Source organism: Achromobacter sp. Root83 (assembly GCF_001428845.1).
In the GTDB taxonomy this organism is placed as follows: domain Bacteria; phylum Pseudomonadota; class Gammaproteobacteria; order Burkholderiales; family Burkholderiaceae_B; genus Achromobacter.
The window spans coordinates 743,625-758,908 of sequence record NZ_LMIU01000001.1 but is presented as its reverse complement, the minus strand read 5'-3'; the positions used below and the strand labels follow the sequence as shown (position 1 = coordinate 758,908).

Sequence of the window (15,284 nt, the reverse complement as noted above, 5' to 3'; positions counted from 1 at the left end):
GAATGGTTATGGTTGCTTGCGGATGGAACGTGCGCGGCAGCGGCCCGGGCGTTCAGCCCGATTCATGGCCTGCCGCCCGGTCACGGGACATGAAACGCCGCAGGCCCGCCTTGGCCTCGTCGCTGGTAAACGCGCGCTGCCCCAGCAGCGCCTCGCGGCGGAACGCCTCGTCCAGCGAAAGATGCCCCAACGTCAGCGCCGCTTCCTTGATGACCGACACGGCGACCTGCCCCTTGCGGGCGATCGACAGGGCATATTCCAGCGCCACGGTTTCTAGCTCGCCGGGAGCCACCACGCGATTCAACAGGCCCATTTCAGCGAGCCGCGCCGCGGGAAAGCGCTCGGCCGTCAGCATCAGCTCCATGGCCAGCGCGAACGGAATCTGCCGCACCAGGCGCACCAGCGTGCCCCCGGCCGGCACGAAACCCAGCGATGCCTCCGGCAAGGCGAAGGTGGCGGTGTCCGAGGCAATCCGGATATCGGCGGCCAGCATGATCTCGAAGCCGCCGCCCAGGCACAGGCCATTGATCGCCGCCACCACGGGTTTATGGAAACCCGCCTGTTTCAGATGCGCCCCGTCCCATTCCGATATGTCGAAGCGGCCTTCGGCCAGCGCCGGAATGGACTCGCCCAGGTCGGCGCCCACGCAAAAGGCCCGGTCGCCGTTGCCGCCCAGCAGAATTACCCGCACGTCGGGGTCTTCGTTGGCCCGGACAAAGGCCTGGGCCAGCGCGTCGTACATGGCCAGGGTCAACGCGTTCAACTTTTCAGGCCGGTCGAACCGGATATGCGCGATGGCGTCGCTGACCGAATAGGAAATGCTCATCAGACGACTCCCTCCGCCACGTAGCGGTCGTAGTCGGCGGCGGCGACCCCGAGCCAGCCCTTCAGCACGACCTCGTTGTGCTCGCCGAAACCGGGCGCCGCCCCCTGCGCCCGCACGGGCGTGCGGGACAGCTTCATGGGACTGCCGAACGCCTGGACCTCCGCGCCATCGACCTCGATGGGCACGAACATGTCCCGGGCCTGCAGGTGGGGGTCGTCCACCACCTCGGCGATGGTCTTGATGGGCGTCACCGGGATGGTGTCGCCGGCGATGGCCTCCAGCTCCGCCTTCGTACGCACGCCGCACCATCCCTGGACGATGGGCTGCACCCGCCTTGCGTAGACCTCGGGATCGAAGCGCTGGGCCATGGTGGCGATCTCCGGATCGTTGATCAGCCCGGGCTCCCCGAAGAGCCGGCAGGCCTCGCCCCAAAACTTGTCCGTATAGGCCCCGAAGAACACAAAGCCATCCTTGCAGGCATATTGCCCATAGGGCTTCACGAAGGGATGGTCATTGCCCAAGGGCTCCCCGATGACGCCGTCGACCGTGTAGTTGACGATGGCGTGCTCCGTCAGCGTGACCACCGAATCCTGCTGGGCCACGTCCACGAGCTGCCCCTTGCCCGAGCTCCGCATGTCGATGACGGCCGCCAGCGCGGCGATGGCCGCATAGAACGACGCGGACAGGTCTCCGATGATCGTGCCCACGCGCAGCGGCGCCTTGCCCTTCTCGCCGTTGAGGGACCACAGGCCGCCCGTGGCCTGGGCGCTGTTGTCATAGGCCGGCCGCCTGGCGTTGGGGCCGGTCTGGCCAAACCCGCTGATCGACACGTAGATGAGCCGGGGATTGCATTCCTTCAGCGTCTCGTAGCCCAGCCCCATGCGCGCCATGGTTCCGGGCCGGAAATTCTCGACGAGCAGATCGGCCTTGCCGACCAGCTCGCGCAGCAGCGCCCGCCCCTGCTCCGATTTCAGGTCCAGGCTCACGCCCAGCTTGTGGCGGTTGTATTGCGCGAAGAACGCGCTGGCCTGTCCATGCGCGCCCTCGACGAACGGCGGAAAGCTCCGCACATAGTCGGGTTCGGCCGGGTTCTCGATCTTGATCACCGTGGCCCCCAGGTCGGCCAGCATCATCGTGCAATACGGGCCTGCCACCACCCGCGTCACATCGATCACCACCAGTCCCCGCAAGGGACCCACGCCTAAAGGCAGTTGCGCCAGATCATGATTCACTTCGTTCCCTCCGATGCAAGGCCCATGGACGCGGTGTCCATGCGCTGGAATTCCGTGGCGGATCCTTCAGGGCCGGCGCAGGCGTCCGCGTATGCGTCCGCGTCCGGCAGCGCCGTTCCCACGTGTCCGCGCTCGATGTACAGCGTTCTGCTCTGCACGTCCTCGAGCAAGGACGCATTCGACTCGGTGACCACCACGCACAGCTGCGGATGCGACGCCCGCAGCCCGCGCAGCGAATCGCCGTACTGGCGCGCCAATGCCGGCGCCAGGCCCTGGAACGGCTCGTCCAGCAGCACGAAGCGCGTGCCGACCATCAGCGCGCGCGCAAGCGCCACGATCTTGCCCTGCCCGCCCGACAGCGCGGCGCCGGAACGCGGCAGCAGCGCCTTCAACTGCGGAACGCTGGTCAGCACGGCGTCCAGCCGCCGCCGGATTTCCGGGGCGGGCACTCGCAGCACGTCGCAGGGCAGCGTGATGTTCTGCTCGACCGTCAGCGTCGGCAGGATCACCCGGTCCTCGGGCGCATACCCGAAGCCCTGGGCCGCCCGCCGGAAGGCCGGACGCTGCGCGATGTCCTCTCCGTCCAGCAGCAGCCGGCCCGACTTCAGCTTCGCAAGGCCCATGATGCTGCGCAGCAGCGTCGTCTTTCCGGCGCCGTTCCTGCCCACCACCGCCACCGTCTGGCCGGCGTCCAGCAAGACATCCACCCCGCGCAGCACGGCATGCCCCGCCAGGTCCACATTCATTGCCTGGATGTGCAGACTCATCGCACCCCCAGCACTTCACGCCGGACCACCGGGTCCGCGAAGACCTTGCGCGGCTCGCTGTCGGCGGCGATGCGGCCGTCTATCCATGCCGCGACCCGCGTCGCGTATTTCAGGACAATGTCCACGTCGTGCTCCACGAACCAACTGGTGACCTTGCGCAGCGTCAGCGCTCGCATCAGCGTCTGCATGACGCCGTGCTTGTCCTCCGAGGCCACGCCGCTGGTGGGCTCATCCATGATGACCAGCTTGGGCTCCAGCATCAGCGCGATCGCCACATCGAGCAGCTTGCGATGCCCCTCGGGCAGCACCATCGTCGGGTGCGCCGCATACCGGTCCAGCTCCACCAGTTCCAGCATCTCGGCCACCGCATTCTGGTCGGCGGAATCGGACAGCGAGGTCCAGCGCGACAGCCTTCCCTGCCGGCTTGCGGAGGCCAGCTCCAGGCACTGCCGCACCGTATGGTCCTGAAATAGCTGCGGCAGTTGGAACGAACGGCCCACGCCCAGCCTGGCGATCTGCCGCGGGCCGTGGCGCGTAATGTCCACCCCTTCAAGAAACACCTTGCCGCTGGACGGCTTCAGGTAGCCCGTGCAGATATTGATGAAGGTGGTCTTGCCGGCGCCGTTGGCGCCGATCACCGCCAGATGTTCGCCATGGTTCAGCGCGAAGTCGATCTCGTCGGCGGCATTCACGCCGCCAAAGCGCAGCGTCAGCCCTTCCGTGCGCAGCAGTTCCCCGTGTAGCGAGCTCATCGGGCACCTCCCGTGGCAAGCCGCGCGCGAGCCTGTTCCAGCCAGCCCACCATCCCGGCGGGCGCGAAGAAGATCACGGCGATCAGCGTCAGGCCAAGCAGCATCTGCCAGGCATTGGTGAAGTACACGGCGGCGGTGAGCTTGATCGTCTCGAACACGGCCGCTCCGAAGAAGGCGCCCAGCGCGTGGCCGGATCCGCCGAGGATGGCGATGAAGACGTACTCGCCGGACCGGATCCAGTAGCCGCTTTCCGGCGTCACCAGGCCCTGCTCCAGGCTCAGCAAAGCGCCCGACAGCCCGACCAGCGCCGCCGACATGAGGTAGCCCTGCGCCAGCGTGGCCCGCGCCGACACGCCGATGTATTCAAGCCGCGTTTCGTTCGTCCGGATGGCCACCATCACCTGGCCGGCCGACGACTCGAAGTAGCGCTGGATCAGCCAAGTCAGCGCCACGGCCAGCGTCAGGGCCAGCGCCAGCACCCCGAACTCGAACTCGCCACGGTCCAGTGTCATGCCCAGCAGCGTCGGCCGCTCGAAGCGCAGGCCGTCCGTACCGCCGGTCCAGGCATACAGCTTGCCGGCCAATGCGAACAGCACCATGGAAATCCCCAGATTGAGCATGCCGAAGAAAATGCCGCGATAGCGCGAGACGAACGCCGCGGCAATCGTGCCGGCGCACACGCTGGCCAGCACGCCGGCGCCGACGACAACCAGCGCATCCGCGCCGGGAAAGAGCCGGGCGGTGAACGCGGCGGCGTAACCGCCGATCGCCGCATACATCGCATGGCCGAACGACACCTGGCCAGCCCGCAGCAGCACGGTCAAGCCCAGCGCGGCAAGCCCGGCACACAGGAAGCCGATGACCGGCACGCGCAGCCCGGGCCAGAACCAGCAGGCCGCCAGCGCCAGCAGAAAGGCCAGCGCGGCGGCCGGCAGAATGAAGAAACGTTGCATCAGATCCTCCGGGCCGTGGCGGCGGAAAACAGGCCATGCGGGCGCACCAGCAGCACCGCGACCATCATGAGATAAGGCATCACCACCTCCAGCTCGGGCAGCGTATAGACGGCCATGGCCCTGGCCAGGCCGATCAGCAGGGCCGCCACCAGCGCGCCGGTGATCTGGCCCAGGCCCGCCGTGGCGATCACGGCAAAGGACGTCACGATCATTTCGGCGCCCAGGCCCGGCACGAAGGACGTCAGCGGAACCGAGAGCGCACCGCCCAGCGCCCCCAGGGCGCCGGCCAGCCCGAAGGTCAGCATGCCCACGCGCGAGGCATTGATGCCCAGCGCGGTGGCGACCTCGCGGTGGTGGATCACCGCGACAATCTGGCGGCCCGCTATCGAGTGCTTCAACAGGAACTGCAGCGCGGCATACGCCGCAAGCGCCACGCCCGGCACGAACAGCAACTGGTAGTTCATGAACGTCACGCCCACCAGTTCCGTCGTCCCCATGCGCGCCGCCAGCTCGCCCGCGTTGACGGGGGTTGCCCCCCAGATCATGCGTTGCAGGTCTTCCAGCACCATGAACGCCGCGAACGTCACCAGCAGTTGAAGCACGGGATCGCGATCCTGGAAGTGCCGGAGCAGGCCTCGCTCCAGGAACATCCCCAGGCATCCGCCAACCAGCGCCGCGGCCACGAACAGCGCGGCCACCATCAATGGCGTGGATGGTGCTTGCGGCGCCAGCCAGCCCAGCAGCGTCGCGGCGCTGTAGCCGCCAAAGGCATACAGGCTGCCGTGCGCCACGTTGACCACGCCGAACACGCCGCAGATCAAGGTCAGGCCCAGCGCGATGAGAAACAGCAGGCTTGCGTAGGACACGCCGTCCACGCCCGCCAGCAAGAGCAGATTGAAGTCCATGACTAGGGGTTGCCGCTAGGGTTGAGTCAATTGCCGACGCGCTTGATCTGGCTGTTCTGCAACAGCTCGGGCTTGAGCGTCTTGACCCAGTCGACCGACTTCTGCCCGACGGGCGGCGCCACGATGTCCGCCGGATAGAACGACAGCTCGCCCACGACCGGGAAGGTCTGCGAACTGTCCTTGCGGGTGACGCCGTAGAGCTGGCCCTGCAGCGCCTGGCCGTCTTCCCGCATGCGGATGGGACGAGACAGCCCGCGGTATTCCAGCGTGCGCAAGGTGGCGGCAAGCTGATCCGGCGTCGGCCAGTTCCCGCCGTTCTCCGCCAGCGCCTTCTTATAGGCGCCCGTCGAGGCCTTCAGGGCCTGGATCATGTGATACACGGCAAAGTTCGGATAGGCGCCCGTGCGTTGCTTGAACTTCTGCACGAATGCGCGCGTTTCGGGGTCGTCAGCGAACTCCGGATCCGCGAAATAGCCATCCCCCACGAAGCCCACGATGACGCCGGGCGGCACCGCGTCGCCCAGCCGCTCCAGCGATGAGTCGGCCAGCGGCAGCACGAACTGCGAATTCTTCAGCAACCCGCGCTGGGATGCCTGGCGCAGGAAAGTGTCCAGGTCGCCGCCCCAGGCGGTCGACAGCACGACGTCCGGGCGCAATGCCTGCAGGCGCGTCACTTCGCTGGAGAAATCCGGCGCGCCGAACTTGGGGAACAGCTCGGCCACGATCTTGACGTCGGGCTTCAAGGCCTGCAGGGTAAGGCGGAAGATCTCCCAGGAATCGCGTCCCCAGGCATAGTCCTGGTTCACCACGGCAATCGTCTTGAAGTCCGGCTTGGTCCGCAGCAGGTGCAGCACGGCCGCCACCATTTCCATGGTGCCGTTCGGACCGGTGCGGAACACATAGCGGTAGCGCTGCGCTTCCAGCACCTTTTCGCTGGAGCATTCCCACAGGATGTTGACGATCTTCAGATCTTCGGCAACCGGCGCCAGCGCATTGCAGTAGCCGCTGGATATCGCCGACAGCATCAGCTTTTCGCCCGGCTCCTGCGCCAGCCTGCGGTACTCGGCCAGGAATTTCTCCGCGCCCTGCCCTTCGTCGATCCAGGTCTGCCTGAGCTTCACGCCATCGATGCCGCCCGCCGCGTTGAACTCCTCGATCCACATGTCCGCCGCCACCTTCGCGGGCGCGCCCAGCACCGAGGCCGAACCCGTCATGAAGGTGCTCATGCCGAGCTTGAGTTCGGCGGGACGGCTTTGCTGCGCTATCGACGTGGCGGACAGCGCAAGCAGGGCGGCGCCTACGCCCAGGATTCTGGCTAGCGATTTCATGGTTTGTCTCCTCAGCCTTCAGACTGATAATGTTTTAGTGAGTGAATAATGACGTTTAAGACGCCCGGCGAACATGTAGAAAAAACACATGCGCCAGATGTTCTTGTGTCTCTTAAACACATCGCCATTGCTGAGCACCTGATTCATTCAGGGTTTTCACTGAACTTTTCCAAGGACGAAGCACATGCGGGAATCCGCCCTTACGGCGCAAGCGGCCACGGAGCTGCTGGCTATGCTCCAGCGCAACGCAAGCGCCCGGGACTACGACCAGATGCTGGCCCGCATGGAGGCCACCACGCCGGACCCCACCGAACGCGCCTTGCTGGCGGGCAGCATCCGCACGGCCATCGCCATCTGCGAACAGCAGGCCCTGCAGCAGCGCCGTGAAAAAAGCCTGCTGGTGGTGCTGGAAAGCGTCAACGACCTGACCGCCATCCGCGACCTGGAACTCGTGCTGGGCGCGATCGTCCGCCGCGCAAGGCAGATCTTCGCGTCGGACATCGGCTACCTCACCAACTTCGACCGCGTCCGCAACGACTTCTACATCCGGGCCACCGACGGCGCGATCTCCGAGCGCTTCAAGAACGTCCGGGTGCCGCCGGACCACGGCATCTGCGGGCACGTCCTCAAGCACAAGACGCCCTATCACTGCAGCGACTATCTTGCGGACGGCGGCTTCGCGCATGACCGCGGAATCGACCTGGCGATCAAGGACGAAGGCGTTCAATCCTTGCTGGGCGCGCCCCTCATGGTGGGCAGCCATTGCATCGGCGTCCTGTGCATCTGCGACCGGCAGCCGCGCCACCACGCGCCCTGGGAAATCGCGATGCTGTCCACGCTGGCCGCGCAGGCCGCCATCGCCATGGAGAACGCGCGCCTGTTCCAGGAGGCGCAGGTGGCGCTGCAGCGCGCAAGCGAAGCCAACGCATCGCTGCACCGCCAGGCCGCCGAAATCCAGACGGCGGCCGAAGCCCAGGAACAGATGACCAAGCTGGTTGCCAGCGGCTGCACCGTGCTCGACCTCCTGAACATGGTGGCCTCATTGCTGGACGGCCACATCGCCCTGCTGGACGAGGCCGAGCAACCGACCCAGCGCACCAGCGCGGGCAACGCCGACGCCCTCGTCGGCGACCAACTGGAAGCCCTGCTGCAGCACACGCGCACGCAGGACGCAGTCCATCTTGCCCTGTCCGCATGCCGCCGCACCGGCAGGTCGCATGAAGTCGAATGCGAAGGCGGCATCCACGTCCGCGCCGCCGCGCTCATGGGCGCCGACCGTCTGCTGGGGGCCATGCTGATCGCATCGGCCGGGCCCATGACGCCCACGCAGATCCGCACTTTCGAACGCAGCGCGCTGGTCGCGGGCGTCGTTCTGCTGTCGCAGGAGCGGCGCGAACTTTTAGGCAGCAACGAATCCGCCGCGGCGATCCGCGCGCTGGTGAGTTGGCAACAGGAAAGCCTATCCGCGCTTCAATCCAGGGCCAGCCCCTTTGGCCTCAATCTCTCCGAGCCCCTGCGCATGGCGGTCCTGAGCGTCGAAGAACGCAACGTCGAATACGCATTGCGCCGGCTGCGTCCGGGCACTCCACGCGGAACGCTGCTGGAGAATTTCGAGGGATTCATCGTCGCCATCTGCGCCGAAGGCGCCTTCGACCACCTGCACCGCACGTTCCAGGACACCCTGCTCACGGACGAGCGCCTCGACACGCAAGGCGTCATCTCTGCCCCGCTTGCCAGGGTGGACGCGCTGCCCAATTGCTACCGGGCGCTCAAGCGGGGAATCGACATCCTCAACACCCTGGGCCGATCACGCGAAATCGTGGCCGAGGCGGGGCTGTCCATGTATTCGCTCTTGTTCGAACAGCGGCAAGCGGCGGATGTTGCCGGCTTCATCGACGCCACGGTCGGAAAGCTCGTTGCACACGACCAGCGCCGCAACACCGGCCTGGCCGACACGCTGCTGGCCTATCTGGAACACGCGCAGAACGCACGGTCCACCGCCGAGCATCTGCGGATCCACGTCAACACGCTGCGGCAACGCCTGGAGGCCGTGGACGACCTGCTCAAAGGGTGGCGGCAGGAAGGACGCTTTCTTGAACTGCATGTCGCGCTGCGATTGCACAAGCTGCGCAAGGGATTGCGGGACACGGCGGCCAGCGGGACGACCAATGATCCCCTCGGCGCGGACGCCGGCTGGGTCCAGCCTTGACGGCGTCCGGAACGTTTTCGATCACAGCGGAGGCGCATATGAGCAACGACGAAATTTCCATCCGGCAAGTCGTCGCCACATGGATGGCGGCAAGCACCAGCGGCGATCTCGCCCGCGTTCTTGAGCTGATGACTGACGATGTGGTTTTCATGGTCCCCGGCCAGGAGCCATTCGGCAAGCAGGCGTTTTCCGACGCGTCGGCAAGCATGGCGGGCACGAAGATGGAAGGATCTTCCGAGATCGTCGAAATCCAGGTGCTGGGAGACTGGGCCTTCATCCGCAACCGGATCGATATGACCGCCACACCGCCGGGCGGCGCTGCCGTGCGGCGTTCAGGCTATACGCTGACGCTGTTGCGCAAGGAGCCCGACGGGAAGTGGCGGCTTGCGCGCGATGCGAACCTGATGACCCCGAAGCCCGGCGCGCACGCACCGGCGCCCGGTCATTCGTCCGGCTGAGACGCTGTCAGAACCTGTTGGCACGCAGACTATGGCGCGACCCGCTGCCGCGTCTTTGCCGCCCCCTTCCCGCCAGCCAGGCCACCAAGGGTGCCGATAAAGAAGTCCAAGGTTTCGGACATCGCTTCGTCCACCCGCTGGCCCCGCAGATTCCACTCGGGGAAATGGCCGTCCACGGCCATGCGAGCCAGGCCATACACCAGCGCCCGCGCAGCAATCTGCGCCTGGGCGGTACGCGCGTCCCCAAGCTCCTGGCCAAACGCTTCGTCGAGCAAGGACTGCATGTGGTCGCGGATAGCCTGGTTGTTCTCGACCATGGTCGCGGATCCGTCGTAGTCAATGCCCTGGCGGTCGCTGATCACGCGAAAGTGCGTGGGATTGGCCGCGGCCCACACCAGGTACGCGTGGCCGATGGCCGCGAAACGCTCCAGCGCCGAACCGCCCGACGCGCGGCTCAGCGCGGCGTCCACGTCTACACGCAGCCGCTGCGTCGCCTGCTCGGCCACCGCGGTCAACAGGGCCGTGCGGCTGGCGAAGTGCCGAAACGGGGCGCCGGGCGATACGCCAGCGCGCTTGGCCGCCTCTCGAACGCTCAATCCCTCGACGCCCTGCTCCTCGATGATCTCCACGGCGGCCGCAATGAGCGCCTCGCGCAGATTGCCGTGGTGATACGCAATGCGCTGCGATGCGTCGGGCGTGCGGGCGGCCATGAAAGCTCCGGATGAATGTAATCGGTGATTATTTTGCGCTATAGTACGGCACGCTATGTATTCAGTGATTACATTACGCCTTGCCCCCGCGTCGAAGGAGACGTTCATGAGATTTCCGGTCTTGTCCCTTGCCATCACCGCCCTCCTCGTCTGGCCGGCCGCGCCAGCCGCGGCGCAGGAACCTCCCAGCCTTCAGATCGCCTGGCCGCCCGAAGGCGCCAGCGTCCCGCTGGGCAAGGACAGCGACGGCGCAATCGGGGTCGTCGTCCATAGCAATTTCAAGCTCATGGCCGCCGGCCAGTGCGGCGCCGACACGCGCTGCGGCCACATCCACATGAAGATCGATCCCCAGGGCGACACCTGCAACCTGCCGGGCCGGCCGTACAACAGCATGAACAGCGATGTCGGCGGCTCGCTGATCCAAGCCAACTTCGGGGCCTGCCCATCACCCCTGGGCGAACACGTGATCGGCGTGTTGCTGGCCGACGATCACCACAAGCCCGTGCTGGTGGACGGCAAGCCCGTGACCGCCCTGGTAAGAATCCAGACTCGCTGAAAGCAAGGCTGCCGCCCGCACGCATGCCAGGCGCGCGATCGGATCGGTTTGGCTGTACCCTGAACGCACTGAAATCCGCATGCGGTTCATAGGGGAAGCTCATGGCCAAGCTGATCGTCTGGAATCTGGTGTCCGTGGATGGCTATTTCGAAGGCGCCAAGAAGTGGGACCTCGACTTCCACAACCTTGCCTGGGGTCCGGAATTAAACAAGCTGAGCGAAGAATTCGGCGACAAAGCCGCCGTCCTCGTCTTCGGCCGGGTGACCTACGAAGGCATGGCCAGCTACTGGACATCGGCCGAGGCCGAGTCCAGCATCGTCTCGGCCTACATGAACGCGCTGCCAAAACTGGTGGCCTCTCGCACGCTGAAATCGGCGGACTGGAACAACAGCCGGATCAGCGCCGACATCGTGCCGGAACTCACGCGCATGAAGGCCGAAGAGACGAAACCGTTGTATATCTTCGGCAGCGCCGAACTCACGCATTCCCTGCTCGAAGCCGGCTTGGTCGACGAGCTGATGCTTTGCATCGTGCCGGTGGTTCTGGGCGAAGGCACGCTGTTCTTCAAGCCAGGCCGGAAGTTGCGGCTCGATCTCACCGACACCCGCCGGCTTGAGAACGGCGCGCTCATCAATACCTACGCGGTGAAACCGGCCACGTGAGGCCGGCAGGTGAAGCCCGCGCGTAAAGCGCGGCAAGTGAAGCACGGCACGTGAAACGCGGCGCCGCGGACTCAAGCCTTCCGCGCGTAATGTCCCAAAAACATGGCGACCGCTGAATCAGCCACCCGCTCGCGCTCCGCCTTGGCCAGCGGCAGCTGCCCCAACGTAACCTGGGGCCAGAAAGCAAAACTCTTCACCAGCCCCTCCAACTGATGCCCCGCGAAGCCGGGATCGGCGTCGATCAGGCGCCCGTCGGCAATGGCCGCCTGTATCCAGGCGGTAACGCCGCTGCCCTTCTCGTCCATGCGGCAAACAATGTCCTGCGCGCGGTCCGGAGCATGGATGATCTCCGCCATCGCCACCCTCGCCAGATCGATGAAACTCGCATCGCCCAGCAGCTCGAGCTTCTGCATCAAGAGCTGCCGCAATTGCTGCGCCAGCGGCAGATCGGGCCGGTACGCAACGTCGACGCTGGCCGCGCTGCTGGCCCACAACTGTTCGAGCATCAGCGCGAACAGCTCTTCCTTGCTGGGGAAATGGTTGTAGACCGTGCGCTTGGACACGCCCGCCGCCTGGGCAATGCGGTCCATGCTGGTCGCCTCGTAACCCGCGGTACGGAATTCTTCCACCGCCGCGCGCACGATGTCGTCGCGCTTGCGGTCGGTCAGGCGCTTGGACGGACGGGAAACGGCGGGATCCTGGCTTTTGGATGGCATGCCGGAAATTTTACACCGGCCAGTGTACTTTTCTAAAAATGAAAACTACACTGTGTAGTGTAATTTTTGATCCGCCCCATGAAGCGACCGCGCCTCCGATTGTTCATCCTTATCCTGCTTGGAATCCTTGTCGTGACCTCCCTCGCCCTCTGCCACCGCCCCGCCCTGCCCAGCCATGCGGAATCGCCACAACATCGGGACGGGCGCTTTCAAAACCCGCTCCCGCGCCCGGCCATGGGCTTTTGGAAAGGCGTGAAGCTCGCCTGGACCTTCTTCTTCGCCAAGCCCGCCGGAACCGTTCCGGACATCCCCATCCCGGTGCGCGCCCTGGACCGCGCACAGCTCGACGCCGCGCCCGACCGCAGCCTCTACCGGCTCGGGCATTCCACCCTGCTCATGAAGCTGCGCGGCCGCTACTGGCTGACGGACCCCGTCTTCTCCGCACGCGCCTCGCCGGTGCAATGGGCCGGCCCCGCGCGCTTTCACGCGCCGCCTATCAGCATCGAAGACCTGCCCCCGATCGCGGGCGTCATCCTGTCGCACAACCACTACGACCACCTGGACCGCGCCGCTGTCGCGAAACTGGACGCCAAGACCGGCCGGTTCATCGCGCCGTTGGGCGTCGGCGACCAGTTGATCGCCTGGGGCATAGACCCCGCCAAGGTCGAACAACTGGACTGGTGGCAATCCACCGACGTCGACGGCCTGCGCCTGACCGCCACCCCCGCCCAGCACTTCTCCGGCCGCGGGCTGACCGACAGCGACCGCAGCCTCTGGGCCTCGTGGGTCATCCAGGACGCCGACCTGCGCGTGTTCTTCAGCGGAGACAGCGGCTACTTCGACGGCTTCAAGGCGATAGGCGACGCGTACGGCCCCTTCGACCTGACCTTGATGGAGACCGGCGCCTACGATAAACGCTGGGCGTTTGTGCACATGCAGCCCGAAGAGACCCTGCAGGCGCATATCGACCTGCGCGGCAAGTGGCTCCTGCCGATTCACAACGGCACGTTCGATCTGGCGATGCATCCTTGGGAGCAGCCCTTCGAGCGCATCGTGAAATTAGCGGCGGCCAATCAGGTCGCGCTTACGACGCCGGTAATGGGAGAGCGGGTCGATATCCGAGTGCCGGAGCCGGGGACGTCGTGGTGGAGAAAAGAAGGCGCATCTTGAGCCGCGCGACGAGCAAGTCAAGCCGGGCATCGATGCGAAAGAGGTACGAGAAAGTGCGCCGGCAAAACTCCCCGAGCAGGTTCGCCAAAGCACCGACGCTACCTTTCCACCTCATCTGGGGCCGACGATTCGTGCCAGCGTTTGTTCCAACTGGTCCCGATCCGCGGTTCGTTTGGCCGCGGTACGCTGGGCCAGGTTATGCAACTTGCGTCGCACTGCCGGCAAGCCAACCGCGTGTGGAAGCCCGATCAGGCCGAAGTCCGACTGCTCATCTTCTACGGCCCTCAGAAACGCGCACGACGGCTCGTCCAGCCACCCTGCCACGCGAGCCAGTAGCCGCTCATGGATCTCCAGCAGGGTTCTGGCCTCGATCGGCGCGGCCGTCATTCCCTTGAAGTGCGCATCAAAGGTCACAGCGAAATCCGCCGGTACGCGAGGCGCCAGCATCTCCCAGGCGGGCTTGGGACTGCAGGTCAGATACACAAGAAAGGTTCGCCAAAGTACCGAGTCAGCTCGCTCATCCTCCAACAACAATCCGATGTCGAAAAGATCACGCGGATGCTGCCGGGACAATGCCGCAGCCAGCTTTCCGGCATAGAGATCGGCGAAGTTCAGCACCTGCACGGAGGCAAATCCGAATGCCTCCTCCACTTTCGGACGCACCACCATGCTCCGCACTGGATGGACCGTGCCGCGCATAACCGGCGTCGTCTCGATCTGCACGCGCGCGCGGCCGCGACTGGCCACCAACCGAGTGACCGCACCCTCGCCCGCGGACAACTGCACCTGCAATTTCATTGGACGTGCACGGAGGATATCCGCCAGTCGTCCGAGTGCTTCTGCAATCAGCCTTGCGTCCTCGACATAGTCATGCACCGGCAGCCAAGCCAGATCGATGTCTACCGACAGGCGTGGCAAGTCGTGCTCAAACAGATTGATGGCCGTGCCGCCCTTAAGTGCGAAGCCCGGCTCCTGAGCCAGTACCGGCAAGATCTCAACCAGCAGGCGCACTCGGTCGGTGTAGCGCCGATCCCAACGGTCAAGCCAGGTGTTCATCAAGGTCTCCTGGCAACGTGATCTGGTAGGTAGGATGCAGACGTCCCCCCGGCACCAATGCTCGCTTGCCCCGGCCTAGGTCAACGCCATCCAGAGGTACATGGGACAACCACGCATGCCGATGGCGTCCGGCCAGCGCCAAGAATAACCGTTTAGCCTTGATGCTGCGGCAGTGGCGCAACAGCAGGCCAACCCGCTGCGGTCGCAGCGTAGTCATGGCCTGCATCAGCGCATCGGCCTCGTACACCAGCGCCGCGTCCGAGACCTCATCGCACAGCTCCAACATGGCCCGCTCGGACGTCGAGCAGACCAGGGTATCGGCACCGGCCGCAGCCTGATGCCAGTCCAGCCCTTGGTCGGACAGCGCTTTCTCGAACAATTCGGTGGTGTACGACACGATTGGCAGGTCAAACGGCCCCTTGCCAAGAAACTCGAAGCGTTGTTCCAGCGGTAGTTGTCCCAGCCAGCCCGGCGGCCGCTCCGGCCCATAAAGGGTGATCGTCCCGGCATCACCTAAGCGCAGGTAGTGTTCGTGCCCCTGCAGGCTCAGCGCAAAGCGGCCCCCGACGTGCAGCGGCATCCCCTCCCCAATCTGGAGGCTGCGAACCACGCCCTCCCACCGCAGGCGCCCTCCCTTGCGCATATAAACGCTGCGCGCCGGCGACACCAGCCAACTGCTGCTCACGTAGCGCGCGACGAGGCTGCTGGAGTACCCATGCGCCCGCAACCAGCGACTTGACACCAAGCGCGAATCATCCAGTTGCACCAGCAATTGGTTTAATTTTCCGGATTTTTGATCACTCATAGCGCCTAATCTATATATTTTGTAAACCCCATGCAAGCAATTTGGTTTTAGCACGTCCGAAAATCAACACTAATAGTGACTTTAATACACTAACGACAAACTAGTTTTATCCCACGATGAGAATTTCGAACGATTTGGAACTCCCAGCGATCCATCGCCATCGCCCCTGTACACGCCCA

At 65.1% G+C, this 15,284-nt stretch carries 16 protein-coding genes; 5 read left to right on the top strand and 11 right to left on the bottom strand.

All coding sequences use genetic code 11. The features are described 5' to 3' along the window. Nucleotides 1-52: 52 nt before the first annotated feature. The 7 genes from ASE30_RS03405 to ASE30_RS03375 are packed head-to-tail and all read right to left on the bottom strand — an operon-like array spanning nucleotide 53 to nucleotide 6,763. Nucleotides 53-826, bottom strand: coding sequence for an enoyl-CoA hydratase/isomerase family protein (locus tag ASE30_RS03405; protein ID WP_057282823.1), 774 nt, complete (start codon nucleotides 824-826; stop codon nucleotides 53-55). Further along, nucleotides 826-2,058: a CaiB/BaiF CoA-transferase family protein gene (locus ASE30_RS03400; protein WP_057282822.1), complete on the bottom strand. Its 1,233-nt coding sequence runs from the start codon at nucleotides 2,056-2,058 to the stop codon at nucleotides 826-828. Before ASE30_RS03400 ends, ASE30_RS03405 begins: the two co-directional genes overlap by 1 nt. Next, a complete protein-coding gene (locus ASE30_RS03395; RefSeq protein WP_235515172.1) occupies nucleotides 2,055-2,825 on the bottom strand; it encodes an ATP-binding cassette domain-containing protein in 771 nt (256 codons plus the stop codon). Before ASE30_RS03395 ends, ASE30_RS03400 begins: the two co-directional genes overlap by 4 nt. After that, entirely contained in the window at nucleotides 2,822-3,577 is a 756-nt protein-coding gene (locus ASE30_RS03390) for an ABC transporter ATP-binding protein (RefSeq protein ID WP_057282820.1), read from the bottom strand. Before ASE30_RS03390 ends, ASE30_RS03395 begins: the two co-directional genes overlap by 4 nt. Beyond that, nucleotides 3,574-4,530: a branched-chain amino acid ABC transporter permease gene (locus tag ASE30_RS03385; protein WP_057282819.1), complete on the bottom strand. Its 957-nt coding sequence runs from the start codon at nucleotides 4,528-4,530 to the stop codon at nucleotides 3,574-3,576. Before ASE30_RS03385 ends, ASE30_RS03390 begins: the two co-directional genes overlap by 4 nt. Next, nucleotides 4,530-5,435 carry a branched-chain amino acid ABC transporter permease gene (locus tag ASE30_RS03380; RefSeq protein ID WP_057282818.1) on the bottom strand — a complete coding sequence of 302 codons (906 nt, stop codon included), beginning with the start codon at nucleotides 5,433-5,435 and terminating at the stop codon, nucleotides 4,530-4,532. Before ASE30_RS03380 ends, ASE30_RS03385 begins: the two co-directional genes overlap by 1 nt. 26 nt (nucleotides 5,436-5,461) lie before the next feature. Further along, nucleotides 5,462-6,763: an ABC transporter substrate-binding protein gene (locus ASE30_RS03375; RefSeq protein ID WP_057282817.1), complete on the bottom strand. Its 1,302-nt coding sequence runs from the start codon at nucleotides 6,761-6,763 to the stop codon at nucleotides 5,462-5,464. A gap of 184 nt (nucleotides 6,764-6,947) precedes the next feature. Here ASE30_RS03375 and ASE30_RS03370 point away from each other — a divergent pair, with 184 nt between their 5' ends. Then, complete coding sequence (locus ASE30_RS03370) at nucleotides 6,948-8,972, top strand: GAF domain-containing protein (protein WP_057282816.1); 2,025 nt, start codon at nucleotides 6,948-6,950, stop codon at nucleotides 8,970-8,972. 38 nt (nucleotides 8,973-9,010) lie between these two features. Further along, on the top strand, nucleotides 9,011-9,430 hold the full coding sequence (locus tag ASE30_RS03365; protein WP_057282815.1) for an SgcJ/EcaC family oxidoreductase: 420 nt from the start codon (nucleotides 9,011-9,013) through the stop codon (nucleotides 9,428-9,430). Nucleotides 9,431-9,459: 29 nt separating this feature from the next. Here the strand turns inward: ASE30_RS03365 and ASE30_RS03360 are convergent, their stop codons facing one another. Next, nucleotides 9,460-10,140 carry a TetR/AcrR family transcriptional regulator gene (locus tag ASE30_RS03360; RefSeq protein ID WP_057282814.1) on the bottom strand — a complete coding sequence of 227 codons (681 nt, stop codon included), beginning with the start codon at nucleotides 10,138-10,140 and terminating at the stop codon, nucleotides 9,460-9,462. 106 nt (nucleotides 10,141-10,246) lie between these two features. Here ASE30_RS03360 and ASE30_RS03355 point away from each other — a divergent pair, with 106 nt between their 5' ends. Together ASE30_RS03355 and ASE30_RS03350 are read left to right on the top strand one after the other, a co-directional pair. Next, the gene (locus ASE30_RS03355; protein WP_082601432.1) at nucleotides 10,247-10,696 is read left to right on the top strand and encodes a hypothetical protein; all 450 of its coding nucleotides are present in this window, start codon (nucleotides 10,247-10,249) and stop codon (nucleotides 10,694-10,696) included. Between the two features lie 101 nt (nucleotides 10,697-10,797). After that, the gene (locus tag ASE30_RS03350; protein WP_057282812.1) at nucleotides 10,798-11,358 is read left to right on the top strand and encodes a dihydrofolate reductase family protein; all 561 of its coding nucleotides are present in this window, start codon (nucleotides 10,798-10,800) and stop codon (nucleotides 11,356-11,358) included. 71 nt (nucleotides 11,359-11,429) lie between these two features. On the opposite strand, the gene ASE30_RS03345 is transcribed toward ASE30_RS03350, so the two are convergent. Then, on the bottom strand, nucleotides 11,430-12,074 hold the full coding sequence (locus ASE30_RS03345) for a TetR/AcrR family transcriptional regulator (protein WP_057282811.1): 645 nt from the start codon (nucleotides 12,072-12,074) through the stop codon (nucleotides 11,430-11,432). 78 nt (nucleotides 12,075-12,152) lie between these two features. Between ASE30_RS03345 and ASE30_RS03340 the strand changes: the two genes are divergently transcribed. Then, nucleotides 12,153-13,244 carry an MBL fold metallo-hydrolase gene (locus ASE30_RS03340; RefSeq protein WP_057282810.1) on the top strand — a complete coding sequence of 364 codons (1,092 nt, stop codon included), beginning with the start codon at nucleotides 12,153-12,155 and terminating at the stop codon, nucleotides 13,242-13,244. A 111-nt stretch (nucleotides 13,245-13,355) separates the two neighbouring features. On the opposite strand, the gene ASE30_RS03335 is transcribed toward ASE30_RS03340, so the two are convergent. Beyond that, complete coding sequence (locus ASE30_RS03335) at nucleotides 13,356-14,300, bottom strand: nucleotidyl transferase AbiEii/AbiGii toxin family protein (protein ID WP_057282809.1); 945 nt, start codon at nucleotides 14,298-14,300, stop codon at nucleotides 13,356-13,358. Further along, nucleotides 14,284-15,105, bottom strand: coding sequence for a type IV toxin-antitoxin system AbiEi family antitoxin domain-containing protein (locus tag ASE30_RS03330; protein ID WP_057282808.1), 822 nt, complete (start codon nucleotides 15,103-15,105; stop codon nucleotides 14,284-14,286). The genes ASE30_RS03335 and ASE30_RS03330 overlap by 17 nt, the downstream gene beginning before the upstream one ends. Nucleotides 15,106-15,284: the final 179 nt, after the last annotated feature.